Consider the following 14,941-nt stretch of genomic DNA (forward strand, 5'->3'; position numbering starts at 1 on the left):
CTGCCTTCCCGTGCCACTGGCCCGAGAGGACGCATGCGTTCGCGCAGCGATACCCGCGTCAACCAGGTGCAACGAGCTGAGTGCGAACAGGTTACTCACCAGTTTTCTTTTCTGGCCAGACCCGCGGGTAACTTTTCGCGCAGCCCGCCGCCTGCCCGTGCACCGCTTGCAGCACCGTAGTGCACGTCACCCTCACCCGCAGATCAACAACCCCTCCCACCCAGCTCCGCGCGGCCCCGCGTCGCGATTAGCGGGCTAAACGCAGGTCAGCCCCCTCCCGCCCACCCCCTCGCCCTCCCGCGCCCCGGATCGCGTTTAGCGGGCTAAACGCGATCCGGGGCCCTTGGGTCGCTCAGGTGCTTAGCGTGGCTACGCGTCGCGATTAGCGGGCTAAACGCAGGTCCGGGCGGGGACTAGCAGCGATAGATGCCGCAGTAGGACGAAGACGACGAGCCGCTGCCGGAGTGGGCGTTGGCCTTCGTGACCTGGACGGCGATGACGATCGCGCAGATCACCGAAGCCGCGACACCGAGCACGGCGATGACCGCGAGGATGAACAGATGGCGCCGGGCGGCGACCTGCTGGGCGAGAATCTCCACGAGCAGCCGATCGGTGTAGTCCGGCCTGGGCTCGTCCGCGCCGTCCCCGTCCTCGACCTGCGCTTTCGCCTCCTTTAGCCGTTTTTCGACATCAAGAGGCGAAAGAGGAGCATTAGCGAAGTATCGGACATGAAGATCGCGCGCCGTTGTCACTGTTCGCCTTCCGTAGCGGGATGAGTTTCCCTGTAGTCGGCAGGCTCGCACTGGACGCAACGGTCGTGATCAAAGCGAAAGGGCGGGCATCCGTGTGGATGCCCGCCCTTTCGACGGTGCTGCGGTAGGCGCTTACGCGCCCGAGATCACTTGATGGCGATCTTGGCGCCCGCGGCCTCGAGCTTCTCCTTGGCGGCCTCGGCGGCCTCCTTGTCGACCTTCTCCAGGAGGGCCTTGGGAGCGGCCTCGACCAGCTCCTTGGCCTCCTTCAGGCCCAGGCCCGAGACGACCTCACGGACGACCTTGATGACCTGGATCTTCTTCTCGCCAGCGGACTCGAGGACGACGTCGAACTCGTCCTGCTCCTCGGCGGCGGCCGGGGCGGCGCCGACCGGGCCGGCGGCGACGACGGCAGCCGGGGCGGCCGCGGTCACGTCGAAGGTGGTCTCGAATTCCTTGACGAACTCGGACAGCTCAAGAAGGGTGAGCTCCTTGAAGGCGTCGATCAGCTCGGTGGTGCTCAGCTTCGCCATGGTGGCTTTCCTCTCTGAAACGAACTAAAAGTTCGGGGTGGGGGGTTGTTCAGCTCTCGGCGGGTGCTTCGGCTGCTTCGGTACCGGCGTTGCGCTGCTTGTCCTCCAGCGCGGCAGCCAGGCGAGCGACCTGGGACGCCGGCGCCTGGAACAGCGCGGCGGCCTGGGACAGCTTCGCCTTGAACGCGCCCGCCGCCTTGGCGAGCAGGACCTCACGGCTGTCGAGATCGGCGATCTTGTTGATCTCGTCCACGGACAGCGTCTTGCCGTCCATGAAGCCGCCCTTGATCACAAGCGCGTTGTTGTCCTTCGCGAAGTCGCGAAGCGCCTTCGCGGCGTCAACAGCTTCACCTTCGACGAAGGCGATCGCGGTCGGGCCGACGAACAGGTCTTCAAGGCCCTCGATGCCCGCGTCCGTGGCGGCACGCTTGACGAGGGTGTTCTTCGCGACCCGGTACTTGGCACTGGTGCCGAGAGCGCGGCGCAGCTGGGACAGCTGGGACACGGAGAGGCCGGTGTACTGGGTAACGACTGTGGCCGAGCTGCTGCGGAAGCTCTCCGCGATCTCGGCGACGGCCGCCTCCTTGTCGGGCTTCGCCATGGTCGCCTCCTCTCTTGGCTAGTGGTCCACTGGCCTTGAGAGCCCTGAAAACGACGAAACGCCCCAGCGCAGACAGGCGCGGGGCGTCAGGGCAAACGACGAAAAGCGTCGTGTGCGAGCCTCGTTCCTCCTGCGCGGGTCGCCCGCCCTAGCGGGGCCTTCGTTCTCCAGGCCAGATGACCAGGAGAAGACCAGCGGTCTTCGGTAGAACCTTGACAAGAATACGCGACCCCCTTCCGCCCCCTGCGGCACCCCCTCCCGGATCGCGTTTAGCGGGCTAAACGCGACCGGCGGAGTGCATCGTGGGGCTCGCGAGGCATCATGGTGACGTGGCGGAGCAGCGTGATGACGGAAAGCCGGGCAACGAGCCCGGCACGGACATCGAGCCCAAGGCGGGGGGTCAGCCCGCGCCTCGGCTGGACGACGAGCAGCTGCGCCAGTTCCAGCAGTTTCAGCAGTTCCAGGACTATTTGAAGTTCACCGAGGCGCAGAACCAGGGCCTCGTGCCGTCGCAGTCCGCGACCCAGAACTACGGAGGCCAGCCGCCGGCGCCTCCGGGACCGCCGCCCGGCGAACTCGTGCACGCCCCCCGGCCGCGCACACCGCGTTGGCTGCGTCGTCTCGGCGGGAAGCTTCTCGCCTGGGTGATCGTGATCGTGCTGATCTGCATCGGGGCCACCATCGTCTACCGGCAGGTCTTCCCCAGCGACGCCGGGCAGGACACGGCGACGTTCGTCCAGGGCGGCGGCGGCAAGCACCACACCAACCAGGTGCTTTCGACCAATCCCTGGGAAGCCGTGCGGGCCATCTACGACACGATCGGCAAGCCGTACCCGCCTGCCACCCGGGTCGAAAAGGTCTGCCTGTCGATGAGCGAACAGGCGCAGGCCCAGTTCGCCCGCGACCTCGGCTACCCGGACTGCGCGACCGCCGTCCCGGCGCTGAACGCCAAGGTCACCGACATCACGCCGTACATCTACGCGGTGCGCCCGATGTCGAGCGTGGTGCCGCGTCAGAACCTGACGATCCACTCGTGCTGGTACAGCATCCGCGGCGGGCCCCTGCTGGGCAGCTTCACCCTGCAGGAAGTCGAGATGGGCCAGTGGCTGATCACCGGCCACGCCAACTCCCCCGAGCCCTGCCCCGCTCCCCCCACCGGCAACTGACCCCCGCCGACCTGGGCCTCCTGCCACCGGATCGCGATTAGCCCGCTAAAGGCGACGCGGGCGCCAGAACGCGGTCAGGGGGCTAAACGCAAGTGCCCACCGAGATCGCGTTTAGCCCGCTAAACGCAGGTGCCCGCCGGATCGCGATTAGCCCGCTAAAGGCGACGCGGGTGCCGGATCGCGATTAGCGGGCTAAACGCAGGTCGGGTCAGAGGTCGTGGGAGGCGAGGAAGCCGGTCAGCGTGGAGCCGAAGGCGGGGTGCGTGACGGCGGTCAGGTGATCGCCGGGCACGCGGACGAGGCGGGCACCGGCGATGGCGGCGGCCAGCCGTTCGGGTTCCGCGGCCAGCGGGTCGGTGTCCCCGGCGAGGATCAGGGTGGGGACGGAGATCGCCGTCAGGTCCAGTTTCGGATCCGCCGTCCCGCGCGCGACGGCCGCCAGCGCGATCCGGTCCGCCCGCAACGCGTCGGCCAGCACTCGGAAAGGCGCCGCAGACGGCGGCAGCTTCGACGGGTCCGAAGCGAGCAGAGCCTCGCTGATCGCCTCCGGCGTGACCACGCGGGTGTCGACACCTCCGAAGTCGACGATCCCCGAGCCGACCCCGCCGATCGCGAGGCACCGGATCCGCGGGTCGGCGGCCGCCGCGCCGAGCGCGATCATCGCGCCCATCGAGTAGCCGACCATCGACACCTCGTCGAGTTCCAGCGTGTCGAGCAGCGCCGACACGTCGCGAACCATCGCGTCATCGCCGTAGCCGGCCTCGTCGTGCGGTTTCGCCGACCGTCCGTGCCCGCGCGCGTCCAGGCTGATCACGGGCAGCCCCGCGTCCTGGAGGGTGTCGACGACGCCGGGAGCGATCCAGTTGGCGTTCGTGTCCGCGGCGAAGCCGTGCTGCAGCAGCACGGGACGCCCTTCACCTTCCCAAACGGTGTAGTGCAGCTGAAGCCCGTCGAACGTCGCGAAGGTAGGCATGCCCTCCAGCAAACACGAAAAGGGGGCGACCCCGCCGTAGCGGGACCGCCCCCTTGTCAGTGATGTCTAACTCAGACTCACGCGTCCTCGGAGAGGAGGTTGCGGGTCCGGGCGGGGTCGATCGGGACACCCGGGCCCATCGTCGTGGAGATCGTGACCTTCTTCAGGTAGCGACCCTTCGCCGACGACGGCTTGGCGCGGAGGACCTCGTCCAGCGCGGCCGCGTAGTTCTCCACCAGCTTCTCGGTGTCGAACGAGGCCTTGCCGATGACGAAGTGCAGGTTGGCCTGCTTGTCCACGCGGAAGTTGATCTTACCGCCCTTGATGTCCGAGACGGCCTTCGCGACCGCGGGGGTCACGGTGCCGGTCTTCGGGTTCGGCATCAGGCCACGCGGGCCGAGGATGCGGGCGATGCGGCCGACCTTGGCCATCTGGTCCGGCGTCGCGATCGCGGCGTCGAAGTCGAGCCAGCCACCCTGGATGCGCTCGATCAGTTCGTCGGTGCCGACCACGTCCGCGCCGGCGGCTTCGGCCTCAGCGGCCTTGTCACCAACGGCGAAGACGATGACGCGGGCGGTCTTACCGGTGCCGTGCGGCAGGTTCACGGTGCCGCGGACCATCTGGTCGGCCTTACGAGGGTCGACACCGAGGCGCATGGCGACCTCGACGGTGGCGTCCATCTTCTTGGAGGAGGTCTCCTTGGCCAGCTTGGCGGCGTCGAGCGGGGCGTAGAGCCGCTCGCGGTCCACCAGCTCAAGGGCCTGACGGTAGGCCTTGCTGTGCTTGGGCATTGCTTCTGTCCTTAACTCTTCAACGGATCAGTGTGGTGTTGGAGCCAGCACTGGCTCTCCCACGGTGGTGCGGGGTGGAACTCAGTCGACGACCGTGATGCCCATCGAGCGGGCGGTGCCGGCGATGATCTTCGCGGCCTGGTCGACGTCGTGCGCGTTCAGGTCGGATTCCTTGGTCTTCGCGATGTCGCGGACCTGGTCCCAGGTGACCTTGGCGACCTTGGTCTTGTGCGGCTCGCCGGAGCCCTTCTCCACGCCCGCGGCCTTCAGCAGCAGCTTCGCGGCCGGCGGCGTCTTGAGCTTGAAGTCGAACGAACGGTCTTCGTACACGGAGATCTCGACCGGGACGACGTCCCCGCGCTGCGACTCGGTCGCGGCGTTGTAGGCCTTGCAGAACTCCATGATGTTGACGCCGTGCTGACCCAGCGCGGGGCCGACCGGCGGCGCGGGGTTGGCCGCACCGGCCTTGATCTGCAGCTTGATGATCGCTGCAAGCTTCTTCTTCTTGGGTGGCATTTCGTTTGTTCCTTCTTACTGACTTGAGTCCCCCGCACACCTGCCAGTACGCGGGGACTGCCGGCCGTCTGGCGGCCGTCAGATCTTGGAGACCTGGGTGAACGACAGCTCGACCGGGGTCTCCCGGCCGAAGATCGACACCAGGACCTTCAGCTTCTGCCCGTCCACGTTGACCTCGGAGATCGTCGCGGGCAGCGTCGCGAACGGGCCGTCCATGACGGTGACCGACTCGCCGATCTCGAAGTCGACCTCGACCGCGGGGCCGCCCAGCTGGGACTCGACGGAGGAGTCGCCCTTGCCGGACTTGGCGGGTGCCGCTGCCTCGACCTTGGGCGCGAGGAACTTGAGCACCTCTTCCACGGTCAGCGGCGACGGACGCGACGTGGCACCGACGAACCCGGTGACGCCCGGCGTGTTGCGCACCGCGCTCCACGAAGCGTCGTTCAGGTCCATCCGGACCAGGATGTAGCCGGGCAGCACCTTGCGCTGCACCTGCTTGCGCTGGCCGTTCTTGATCTCGGTGACCTCTTCGGTCGGGACCTCGATCTGGAAGATGTAGTCCTCGACGTCCAGCGTCTGGGTACGGGTCTCGAGGTTGGTCTTCACCTTGTTCTCGTAACCCGCGTACGAGTGCACGACGTACCACTCACCGGGAGCGGCGTTGAGTTCCGCGCGCAGCTTCGCGACCGGGTCGACGTCCTCGTCGGCTTCGGGCTCGGCGGCGGTGTCGTCGGCTGCGTTGTCGTCGGTCTCGACGGACGCCTCATCGGCCTCCGCGACATCTCCGGCTTCGTCGACCTCGTCGCCTGCGGCGGGCACCTCGACGGAGTCCAGGTGCTCGGACTGCTCGTCGCCGAGTGCCGCGTGCACCTGCTCGTCGGAAAGCTCGGTCAGCTCATGACCGGCTGCTGTGCCGTTGTCGGAGGTCACGTTCCGTCCTCTCAGTTGATCGGTTGCCGTGGCGCAGGCCACCGTGCGGTGCGCTCAAGCACCGCGACCGGCTGCCTCAGCTGCCGAAGACGGCACCGACGACCTCTTTGAAGGCCAGGTCGAGGCCGCTCACCAGCGCCACCATGAACACCACGAAGACCAGCACCACCGCGGTGTAGGTGACCATCTGCTTGCGGTTCGGCCAGATGACCTTGCGCAGCTCGGCCCAGACTTCGCGGATGAAGCGCATCAGCCGGGCGAAGATCGACGCCTGCTTCGGCTTGCGGTCGCGCTTCGGAGTCGCCGTGCCCTTGGCGTCCTTGGTTTTCTCGGTCTTGTCCCCGGCCTTCGCCTTGCCGGCGGGGCGGGTCTTGTCGTCCGACTTGGCGTCGGCCTTACCGGACGGGCGCGCGGACGCACGGCGCTCACGCCGGGCAGCGGCGGTCACCGGGCGGGACTGTTCGTCGGGCTTCTGCCCGTCGCCGTCCTGCGCCTTCTCACCGCTGGCGTCGCTGTCGCTCACGACCACTCCTCCGCCTTCACCAGTTCGCTTACGCAGGGGTGACAGGACTTGAACCTGCAACCTGCGGTTTTGGAGACCGCTGCTCTGCCAATTGAGCTACACCCCTTTGGAGCCCCGATGCTCTGGAGCTCCCGAGGACGCATTCCATCGTCCCCACCGCCGTGGCGGGGATGACCGTAGTGCGTTCTGAGACCAGAAGTCTACGGCAACCCCCGAACAGCTTCGCAACCGCGCCCCTCAAAGGCGGCGCGGAGCAGCCTTCCGCGGGGAAAGTCCCCACGGCCGACCCCATGATCGTGCCACGATGTCGCCATGAGCGCTCCCGCACCCTCGTCTTCGGCCGCCTCCCGCGTCTCGGCACGCATCGGCGGCATCACGCCGTCGGCCACGCTGGCCGTCGACGCGAAGGCCCGGGAGCTCAAGGCGCAGGGCCGTCCGGTGATCGGGTTCGGCGCCGGGCAGCCGGACTTCCCCACCCCGGCCAACGTGCTCGAAGCCGCCGAAGCGGCCGTCCGGGACAAGGTGAACCACGGCTACACCGCCGCGGGCGGGCTGCCGGAGTTGCGCGAGGCGATCGCGGCGAAGACCGTCCGCGACTCCGGGTTCGAGGTCGACCCCGGCCGCGTCCTGGTGACCAACGGCGGCAAGCAGGCGGTCTATTCGGCGTTCGCGACGCTGCTCGACCCGGGCGACGAGGTGCTGCTGCCCGCGCCGTTCTGGACGACGTACCCGGAGTCGATCGCCCTCGCCGGCGGGGTGCCGGTGCAGGTCACGGCGGACGAGACGGCGGGCTATCTGGTCACCGTCGAGCAACTCGAAGCCGCCAGGACGCCGCGCACGAAGGTGCTGCTGTTCGTCTCGCCGTCGAACCCGACGGGCGCGGTGTACCCGCGCGAGCAGGTCGAGGCGATCGGGCGCTGGGCGCACGAGAACGGGCCTCTGGGTCATCACCGACGAGATCTACGAGCACCTGGTCTACGACGGCGCCGAAGCGCCTTCGATGCCCGTCTTGGTCCCGGAACTCGCCGACCGGACGATCGTCCTCAACGGGGTCGCGAAGACGTACTCGATGACCGGCTGGCGGGTGGGCTGGCTGCTCGGCCCGCAGGACGTGGTCAAGGCGGCGACGGCGTACCAGTCGCACTTGTGCGGCAACGTTTCGAACGTCGCGCAGCGGGCCGCGCTCGCGGCGGTGAGCGGACCGCTCGACGCCGTTTTCGCGATGCGTGACGCGTTCGATTCCCGCCGGAAGAAGGCACTTTCCCTGCTCTCCGAGATCCCAGGAGTGGAGACTCCGGTGCCACTCGGCGCTTTCTACCTCTACCCGTCGGTGAAAGCACTGCTGGGCAAGGAGATTCGCGGCGAGCGACCGGCCGATTCGGTGGCGCTGGCCGATCTGATCCTGCGCGAGGCCGAAGTCGCCGTGGTGCCCGGCGAGGCGTTCGGGACGCCCGGGTACTTCCGGATTTCCTACGCGCTGAACGAAAACGATCTCGCCGAAGGGATCACCAGGATGGGCCGGCTGCTCACGGAAGCGCGTTGACCGCGATGCGGCTGGGGATCACCCTTCCGCAGTACGGCCCGCTGGCGGCGATGGACGCCGTCATCGGCTTCGCCACGGCCGCCGAGGAGCTCGGGTACGAGGCCTTGTGGGTCGGTGATCGGGTGCTCGCCCCGGTTTCGCCGTCGGATCTCTATCCCGGCGGGACACCGGAGCGGCCGTACCCGCCCGAATTCGTCACCTTCGCCGATCCGCTGATCCTGCTGACAGTGGCCGCGAGTGTCACGAAGAAGGTCCGGCTCGGCACCAGCACGCTCACCGGGACGGTGTATCCCGCCGTGGTGCTCGCCCGGATGCTCACTTCACTGGATCAGGTGAGCGGGGGCAGGCTGGACGTCGGGCTGGGCACCGGCTGGCTTCGCGACGAGTACACCGCGACGGGCACGCCCTGGAAGGGGCGCGGCAGGCAACTGGAGGAGCTTCTCGACGTCCTTCGGAAGTTCTGGACCGGTGATCCCGTCGAGCACGAGGGCGAGCGCTGGCGGATCCCGGCGTCGAAGGTGGGCTTGCGACCGGCGCAGAGCCCGCATCCACCGGTTTTGCTGGGCGGTGTCTCGGCAGGAGCCCTGGAGCGCGTCGGCCGCCGAGCGGACGGCTGGCTGCCCGCCGGATTGCCCGCGCCCCGCCTCGCGAAGCTCTGGGACACCGTGGCGAGCGCGGCCGAGCGGGCGGGCCGCGATCCCGGCACGCTGCGGCGGGTACTGCGGATCAACCCGAAGCCCGGCACGGACCTCAAGGACGTGGCGGCGCAACTGGAAGCCGCGGCCGAAACCGGGATCACCGAAGCCTTCGTCGACCCGCATTACCTCGCGCGGGACGTCGCTCATGCCCTGGATCTCGCCGCCGAGCTGCGCGATCTCGTCCCGAACGGCTGAAGGCCCCTCCCCGGTAGGGAAGGGCCTTCAGAGGTCAGGATTCGCCGTCGGCGAGCTGGACGAGCGCTTGGGCCTTCGCGGCGTACTTCCAGTTGCCGAGGTCCCGGATGGTCTTGATCTTGAATTCCGCGAGGAGTTCGTCGTGCTTCTTGGTCAGGCCTTCGAGCGCGGACGGCGGGGCGTCCAGCAGCTCGTTGATGCCTTTGTCTTCCCACGCCTTGTCGACCAGCTTGGTCAAGTTCAGGCTCACGTCTTTCGCCTTTCCTCGGGGCCAGGTACGCGCCCCACCCTGAACGTGATCCACGTCTCAGGCAACCGGTGATCACCCGTTCACGCGTAATTCACCGACGGCCGGACCGATGACAAGGCGACCCGGGTCGAGTACAACGAACGGGTGACGCAGCGGAGAACGGGCGGCGGCTGCCTCTTCCTGGTGATCGTGCTGTCCGTCCTGGGGATCGCTTACCACCTGTGGGAGCGAGGGACTTCGGTGACACCTGCGGGTGTCACCACATCGGATGACGCGGGCCGGTATGTGGCTCTGGGTGATTCGTATACGGCTTCACCGGGCACTGGGCGGCCCGCGGGCGCGCCACCGGGCTGCGACCGCTCGGACAACAACTACCCGAGCCTGCTCGCCGCGAAGCTGCGTCCGGCGGAGTTCGCCGATGTCAGCTGCGGCGGAGCCACGACCGAGCACCTCACCGGCGAGCAGAAGACCCGGGACGGCGTCAACGCTCCGCAGCTCGACGCGGTCGAGAGCGACACGACGCTGGTGACCGTCGGGATCGGCGGGAACGACGTGGGCTTCGTCGGCTTCGCCGGCCAGTGCGCGACGCAGCTCCAGACCGCTTCGCCCTGCAAGACCCAGCTGACCGCGGGCGGACGCGACCAGCTCGCCGAGCGGATCACCGCGGCGGCGGACCGGCTCGGCGGGATCCTGGACCGGATTCGTTCGAAGGCGCCCGAAGCGCGCATCGTGGTCGTCGGGTACCCGACGGTGCTTCCGGACGACAACGCGGGCTGCTGGCCGGTCCTGCCGGTCGGCGAAGGGGACGTGGCCTACTTCCGCGACTCCTTGAAGCGGCTGAACACCACGCTGCAGGAGACGGCCAAGGAGCACAAAGCGGGCTTCGCCGACATGTCGACCGCGAGCAAGGGGCGCGACATGTGCAGCGCCGCGAACCGGCGATGGGTGGAGGGCCCCGCGCCCGCGGTGCCCGCGGCGCCGCTGCACCCGAACGCGCGGGGCGAGGAAGGCATGGCGGAGGTCATCGGGAAGCTGCTGAAGCTCGCGTAGAAGGTCAGGTCTCGTGAGCAGTACGGGCGGCGCCTACTGGCTTCTGGGTGGGGTTGACCCCAGGCCCGGTCCGTGAAGGCCCCCTTCACAGCGCTGGGCGCAATGAAGGGGGCCTTCACGTACCTCAAACGGGCAAGGACCGGAACGAGGCTTGAGATCAGGCGCGGACGACCGCTTGAGCCTTGCCCAGGACCGCTTTGCCTTCGAACTTGGCGGTGATGTCGACGCGCGCGGTGCCGTCGTCGTTGACCACGGCGACCTTCCCGGTGAACTCGATCGTCGCGGCGCCGTCGTTCGGCACGACCACGGGGCGCGTGAAGCGCGCGAAGTAGTCGACGAGGCGGCCGGGGTCGCCGAGCCAGTCGGTGACGAGCCGCGCCCCGAGCGCCATGGTCAGCATCCCGTGCGCGATGACGTCCGGCAGGCCGACCTCTTTGGCGAAGGCCTCGTTCCAGTGGATGGGGTTGAAGTCCAGCGAAGCGCCGGCGTAGCGCACCAGCTGCTCCCTGGTGACCTCGATCGTCAGCGGAGCCAGTTCTTCCCCGGCGGTGAACGTGCTCACGCGCCCTCCCCTCGGACCACGAGCTGGGCGTACGTGGTGGCGATCCGGCCGCCGTCGGCGCCGGAGATCTCGGCGCGCAGGTTGATGAAGTCGTTCCCGGCGCGGGTCATGATGTTGTCGATGTACGTGGTGAGCGACAGGACGTCGCCCGCGTGCACCGGCCGCGTGTAGGTGAACCGCTGGTCGCCGTGGACCATCCGCGAATAGTCGAGCCCCAGTTCGGGGTCGGAGACGATCGCGTTGATCGACGCGAGGTTGATGATCGTGAGGAACGTCGGCGGTGCGATGACGTCGGGATGACCGGCCGCCTTCGCCGCTTCGGTGTCGCGGTAGAGCGGGTTCGTGTCGCCGAGCGCGTCGGCGAACTCCCGGATCTTCTCGCGACTCACTTCATAGGTACTGGTCGGCGGATACACCCGCCCGGTGAACGACTGGTCCAAGGCCACCCGAGCAGGCTACCCAACCCGGAAATGCCCGAAGCCGCCCTGGTGTGACCAGGGCGGCTTCGGGTGAGACTGGTAGAACCGCGCTTGGAGAACGCTGAACGCTCAGCGGGTCTCTTTGTGAGTCCGGTGCGTACCGCAGTTCCGGCAGAACTTCTTCATCTCCAGGCGATCCGGGTTGTTGCGCCGGTTCTTCTTGGTGATGTAGTTGCGGTGCTTGCACTCCTCACACGCGAGCGTGATCTTCGGTCGCACGTCAGTGGCAGCCACAGCATTTCCTTCTCTACTAGGCCTGGGAAACCCAGGATTACCGCGTAGCGGTGGCCGGACTTGAACCGGCGACACAGCGATTATGAGCCGCTTGCTCTGCCAGCTGAGCTACACCGCCCTTACATAACCCTGGCCGCGACACGCTTGCGTGACGCGGCTGAGGTTGCGAGCCCCTTTACGGAATCGAACCGTAGACCTTTTCCTTACCATGGAAACGCTCTACCGACTGAGCTAAAGGGGCCTTGCCTCTCGCGAGGACTTGGAAAGACTAGCAACACCTTCGTGGGCCCCGTGCAGGCGGGGTCACTTTACCGGAAAACCTCAGGTCAGCAGGGTCAAGACGGTCTCGGAGTGCCGTCCCGGCGAGCGCGCCGTGCGGGCCTGCAGCCACGCCTCCAGGCGGTCCTCGGGCAGCGGCCGCGAGATCAGGTAGCCCTGTGCCACGTCGCAGCCCATCGCTTCGAGCTGATCCCGGGCGACGTCCTCTTCGACGCCCTCCGCCACGACCGTGAGGCCGAGCGAGTGCCCCAGTTCGACGATGGAGCGCACGACGGCGAGGTCGCCGAGGTCGGTGCCCATGCCGAGGACGAAGCTCTTGTCGATCTTGACCTGGTCGACCGGGAGCTGCCGCAGGTACGCCAGCGACGAGTAGCCGGTGCCGAAGTCGTCGACGGCGAGCACGATGCCCAGCGAGTGCAGCTCCCGCAGGATCGGCAGCGCCTTCTGCGGGTCGGACATCACACCGGACTCGGTCAGCTCGAAGGTGAGCAGCTCGGGCGGGATGCCGAAGCGGTCGAGTTCGCGCGCGACCTTCGTCGGGAAGTCCTCGTCGGCGAGGTTGCGCACCGAGAGGTTCACCGCGGCGGAGATGCGCAGGCCTTCGTCGAGCCACTTCCGCACGCGCTTCAAAGATTCTTCGAGCACGAAGGACGTCAGGACGCCGATGAGGCCCGCCGCTTCGATCGCCGGCACGAACTCGTCCGGGCCGAGCCTGCCGAACTCCGGATGCACCCAGCGCACGAGCGCCTCGACGCCCTGGATCTGCCGGTTCGGCAAGGTGATCTTCGGCTGGTAGTGGACGCTGAGCTGGCCTTCTTCGAGCGACTGCCGGAACTGCGTGACCATTTGGAACCGGCGCATGAAGATCTGGCCCATGCTGGCCATGTAGCCGCGGACCTCTTCGCCGCCCTTGGTCGCGCGGACGGCGACGTCGGCGCGCTGCAGGAGCCCGTCGACGTCGACCTGGTCGTCGTCTTCCGCCGAAGACGTGGCGTAGCCGATCATCGCGTTGGCTTCGACGGAGAGCCGGTCCACCGGGTACGGGGCGACGAGTTCCGCGCGGAGCAGTTCCGCGGCGGCCTGGGCGCGTTCCGGCGCGCAGCCGACGAGAAGCGCCGCGAAGGACGCGCCTTCGAGCCTGGCGAGCGGGACGTCGGGGCCGAGCGCGTCGCGGATCCGGCGGCCCGCGGCGATGACCATCCTGTCGGCCCAGACGTAACCGAGGGCGTCGCTGACGGTGGAGAAGACGTCCAGATCGACCCTCAGCACGACCGCGTCGACCTGTTCCCGCAACGGTTCCTTGGCGACCTGGCGGAAGCCCGGCCGGTTCAGCAGGCCGGTCAGCGGATCGTGGTAGGCGTCGTGGCGCAGGGTCGCGAGCAGGCGCCGGTTGTCCAGTGACGTCGCGAGGTGGCTGGCCATCGTGCCGAGCAGTTGGACGTCGTACTTGCCGAAACCACGCCAGCGGGACAGCCTGTCGTGCGCTTCGACGACGCCGAGGAGCTGGTTCGCGCTCCGCAGCGGGACGACCAGCGCTTCCTGCGCGCCGCGGTCGAGCAACGCGGAGCGGACGTCGGGATTGGCTTCGGTGATCCGGAAGTGCCGGACGTGCGCGCCGGGCAGGCGCAGCAGCGGGTCGTCGGCGGCCGGGTCGACGGGCGGCAGTTCGTCACCCGCGACGACCATGCGCATGGTGTCCTTGGGTTCCAGCCGCAGCCTGAGCACGACCCGTCCGGCGGCCAGCTGGTCCTTGATGCGTTCGGCGATGGTCGCCCACTCGCGGACGTCCACGCCGCCGACGAGTTCGTCGGCGCGCCCGGCGGGACGCGCGGCGGCCTGCTGACCGGATCGCGCGACCATCAGGCTGACGTCGGACAGCGCTTCCATGTCCCGCTGTTCGCGGAGCAGGTCGGAATACGCCCAGTACAACGCGGTGAGCCCGAGGAAGACGGCCAGCACGAGCGGCCAGGCCTTCGGCGTACCGGAAATGACCAAATAGCCGGAAAGACCGACCGAGGCGTTGACGAATCCGACGACGAGGATGCGGCCGGTCAGCCGGATCGCGGTGCTGACCCGCATGCGGCGGCGCAGCACTCGAACGGCGGCGAGCGCGAGCAGCGTGCTGACCAGCGGCGCGGTCAAAGTGCCTGCCAGCGCGGCGATCCAGGTCATGGAGTGGGCGCCGGAGGCCTGTTTCACCAGTCCTGCCACGGCGAACGCGCCGGTGATCTCCAGCAGGAAGGCGCCGGCGTTGTAGAGGACCCGGCCCGCGACCTTGCGGGCCAGCAGTGTCCCGATGCCCGCCACGAGATGCGCGGCGAGGACGACTTCGAAGGGGGCGACGAAGAATCCGATGACCAGCGGGATCTCGGTGAACGAGATCGTCCAGGAGATACCGCTGCGGACGTCGACGTTGATGCCGAGCTGTTCGGCGAGCAGGAACGCGAGCGCGAGGATCGGCCCGATCCACAACAGATCGTCCGAGGCCTCGAAGTCCAGCCACAGGCTGACCGCGGCCGCGGCGGCGATGCCCATGGTGAGTACTGCGAAGGTGTAGACGCGGAACCGCCGCTCGTCGGTACGAGCCTCCGTAACGGCGCCTCCCTTGCCCGGCGCCGCCTGTGCGGCGCTCCCGGGCCTGCCGTTCGTGTCCGGCATCCGACCTTCCTTCCCGGCTGCCCAACCGGTCTTGTCCTACCGCGACCTCGGGGACGAGGGCAATACAGTACCCCGGAGGGCGTACCCAAGTCCCATTCGAGACAGTATGAGATCACCCCAGGGTTAACAATGGGCGCGTCGCGCTGACCTGCGTGGACCAAGGGGTGAAATGGGAGCGATATTCGCGTTCCCTTCGACTACCGGAAGT

General features: G+C 68.0%; 16 protein-coding genes, 3 tRNA genes and 1 pseudogene. 4 read left to right on the forward strand and 16 right to left on the reverse strand.

Going from position 1 to position 14,941, the window contains the following annotated elements:
* Positions 1-413 precede the first annotated feature (413 nt).
* From ACZ6YV_RS11305 to rplJ, 3 genes are all read right to left on the reverse strand, one after another.
* Positions 414-599: a hypothetical protein gene (locus ACZ6YV_RS11305; RefSeq protein WP_465509476.1), complete on the reverse strand. Its 186-nt coding sequence runs from the start codon at positions 597-599 to the stop codon at positions 414-416.
* 299 nt (positions 600-898) lie between these two features.
* A complete protein-coding gene (rplL, locus tag ACZ6YV_RS11310) occupies positions 899-1,285 on the reverse strand; it encodes a 50S ribosomal protein L7/L12 (protein ID WP_020633289.1) in 387 nt (128 codons plus the stop codon).
* Positions 1,286-1,334: 49 nt separating this feature from the next.
* Positions 1,335-1,886, reverse strand: coding sequence for a 50S ribosomal protein L10 (rplJ, locus tag ACZ6YV_RS11315; RefSeq protein WP_101612139.1), 552 nt, complete (start codon positions 1,884-1,886; stop codon positions 1,335-1,337).
* Between the two features lie 329 nt (positions 1,887-2,215).
* Between rplJ and ACZ6YV_RS11320 the strand changes: the two genes are divergently transcribed.
* Entirely contained in the window at positions 2,216-3,052 is an 837-nt protein-coding gene (locus tag ACZ6YV_RS11320; protein WP_465509477.1) for a hypothetical protein, read from the forward strand.
* Between the two features lie 208 nt (positions 3,053-3,260).
* Here the strand turns inward: ACZ6YV_RS11320 and ACZ6YV_RS11325 are convergent, their stop codons facing one another.
* The 6 genes from ACZ6YV_RS11325 to ACZ6YV_RS11350 all read right to left on the reverse strand — a co-directional run bounded on the left by ACZ6YV_RS11325 (position 3,261) and on the right by ACZ6YV_RS11350 (position 6,891).
* On the reverse strand, positions 3,261-4,025 hold the full coding sequence (locus tag ACZ6YV_RS11325) for an alpha/beta fold hydrolase (RefSeq protein WP_465509478.1): 765 nt from the start codon (positions 4,023-4,025) through the stop codon (positions 3,261-3,263).
* A 77-nt stretch (positions 4,026-4,102) separates the two neighbouring features.
* Positions 4,103-4,816, reverse strand: coding sequence for a 50S ribosomal protein L1 (gene rplA, locus ACZ6YV_RS11330; RefSeq protein WP_378238563.1), 714 nt, complete (start codon positions 4,814-4,816; stop codon positions 4,103-4,105).
* 81 nt (positions 4,817-4,897) lie between these two features.
* Positions 4,898-5,332, reverse strand: a complete 435-nt coding sequence (gene rplK, locus ACZ6YV_RS11335; protein ID WP_076164368.1) for a 50S ribosomal protein L11 — start codon at positions 5,330-5,332, stop codon at positions 4,898-4,900.
* Positions 5,333-5,410: 78 nt separating this feature from the next.
* Positions 5,411-6,262 carry a transcription termination/antitermination protein NusG gene (gene nusG / locus ACZ6YV_RS11340; RefSeq protein WP_465509479.1) on the reverse strand — a complete coding sequence of 284 codons (852 nt, stop codon included), beginning with the start codon at positions 6,260-6,262 and terminating at the stop codon, positions 5,411-5,413.
* 76 nt (positions 6,263-6,338) lie between these two features.
* Positions 6,339-6,791, reverse strand: coding sequence for a preprotein translocase subunit SecE (gene secE, locus ACZ6YV_RS11345; RefSeq protein ID WP_378238561.1), 453 nt, complete (start codon positions 6,789-6,791; stop codon positions 6,339-6,341).
* Between the two features lie 27 nt (positions 6,792-6,818).
* A tRNA-Trp gene (locus ACZ6YV_RS11350) sits at positions 6,819-6,891 on the reverse strand.
* Between the two features lie 206 nt (positions 6,892-7,097).
* Between ACZ6YV_RS11350 and ACZ6YV_RS11355 the strand changes: the two are divergent.
* Positions 7,098-8,328 (forward strand): annotated as a pseudogene (locus ACZ6YV_RS11355) (pyridoxal phosphate-dependent aminotransferase).
* Positions 8,325-9,221 (forward strand): TIGR03619 family F420-dependent LLM class oxidoreductase, encoded by an 897-nt coding sequence (locus ACZ6YV_RS11360; RefSeq protein ID WP_465509480.1) that lies wholly within the window; start codon positions 8,325-8,327, stop codon positions 9,219-9,221. Before ACZ6YV_RS11355 ends, ACZ6YV_RS11360 begins: the two are co-directional and overlap by 4 nt.
* Positions 9,222-9,255: 34 nt before the next feature.
* Here ACZ6YV_RS11360 and ACZ6YV_RS11365 read toward each other — a convergent pair whose 3' ends face one another.
* On the reverse strand, positions 9,256-9,471 hold the full coding sequence (locus tag ACZ6YV_RS11365; protein WP_378238558.1) for a hypothetical protein: 216 nt from the start codon (positions 9,469-9,471) through the stop codon (positions 9,256-9,258).
* 144 nt (positions 9,472-9,615) lie between these two features.
* Here ACZ6YV_RS11365 and ACZ6YV_RS11370 point away from each other — a divergent pair, with 144 nt between their 5' ends.
* On the forward strand, positions 9,616-10,521 hold the full coding sequence (locus ACZ6YV_RS11370) for an SGNH/GDSL hydrolase family protein (protein ID WP_465509481.1): 906 nt from the start codon (positions 9,616-9,618) through the stop codon (positions 10,519-10,521).
* A gap of 157 nt (positions 10,522-10,678) precedes the next feature.
* On the opposite strand, the gene ACZ6YV_RS11375 is transcribed toward ACZ6YV_RS11370, so the two are convergent.
* The 6 genes from ACZ6YV_RS11375 to ACZ6YV_RS11400 form a co-directional block, all read right to left on the reverse strand.
* Positions 10,679-11,083 carry a MaoC family dehydratase gene (locus tag ACZ6YV_RS11375; RefSeq protein ID WP_378238556.1) on the reverse strand — a complete coding sequence of 135 codons (405 nt, stop codon included), beginning with the start codon at positions 11,081-11,083 and terminating at the stop codon, positions 10,679-10,681.
* Positions 11,080-11,529, reverse strand: a complete 450-nt coding sequence (locus ACZ6YV_RS11380) for a MaoC family dehydratase N-terminal domain-containing protein (RefSeq protein WP_465509482.1) — start codon at positions 11,527-11,529, stop codon at positions 11,080-11,082. The genes ACZ6YV_RS11375 and ACZ6YV_RS11380 overlap by 4 nt, the downstream gene beginning before the upstream one ends.
* Positions 11,530-11,631: 102 nt before the next feature.
* Positions 11,632-11,796, reverse strand: a complete 165-nt coding sequence (rpmG, locus tag ACZ6YV_RS11385) for a 50S ribosomal protein L33 (protein WP_465509483.1) — start codon at positions 11,794-11,796, stop codon at positions 11,632-11,634.
* Positions 11,797-11,841: 45 nt separating this feature from the next.
* Positions 11,842-11,914 (reverse strand) — tRNA-Met (locus tag ACZ6YV_RS11390).
* 50 nt (positions 11,915-11,964) lie between these two features.
* Positions 11,965-12,037: transfer RNA gene (locus tag ACZ6YV_RS11395), tRNA-Thr, on the reverse strand.
* Positions 12,038-12,117: 80 nt separating this feature from the next.
* Positions 12,118-14,733 (reverse strand): putative bifunctional diguanylate cyclase/phosphodiesterase, encoded by a 2,616-nt coding sequence (locus ACZ6YV_RS11400; protein ID WP_465509484.1) that lies wholly within the window; start codon positions 14,731-14,733, stop codon positions 12,118-12,120.
* Positions 14,734-14,941: the final 208 nt, after the last annotated feature.

Source organism: Amycolatopsis sp. NPDC102522 (assembly GCF_055584485.1).

Bases quoted from the DNA above. Each gene is read 5' to 3' on its own strand.
- rplL (WP_020633289.1), bottom strand. From the start codon at position 1,285: ATGGCGAAGCTGAGCACCACCGAGCTGATCGACGCCTTCAAGGAGCTC.
- rplJ (WP_101612139.1), bottom strand. From the start codon at position 1,886: ATGGCGAAGCCCGACAAGGAGGCGGCCGTCGCCGAGATCGCGGAGAGC.
- ACZ6YV_RS11325 (WP_465509478.1), bottom strand. From the start codon at position 4,025: ATGCCTACCTTCGCGACGTTCGACGGGCTTCAGCTGCACTACACCGTT.
- rplA (WP_378238563.1), bottom strand. From the start codon at position 4,816: ATGCCCAAGCACAGCAAGGCCTACCGTCAGGCCCTTGAGCTGGTGGAC.
- rplK (WP_076164368.1), bottom strand. From the start codon at position 5,332: ATGCCACCCAAGAAGAAGAAGCTTGCAGCGATCATCAAGCTGCAGATC.
- ACZ6YV_RS11400 (WP_465509484.1), bottom strand. From the start codon at position 14,733: ATGCCGGACACGAACGGCAGGCCCGGGAGCGCCGCACAGGCGGCGCCG.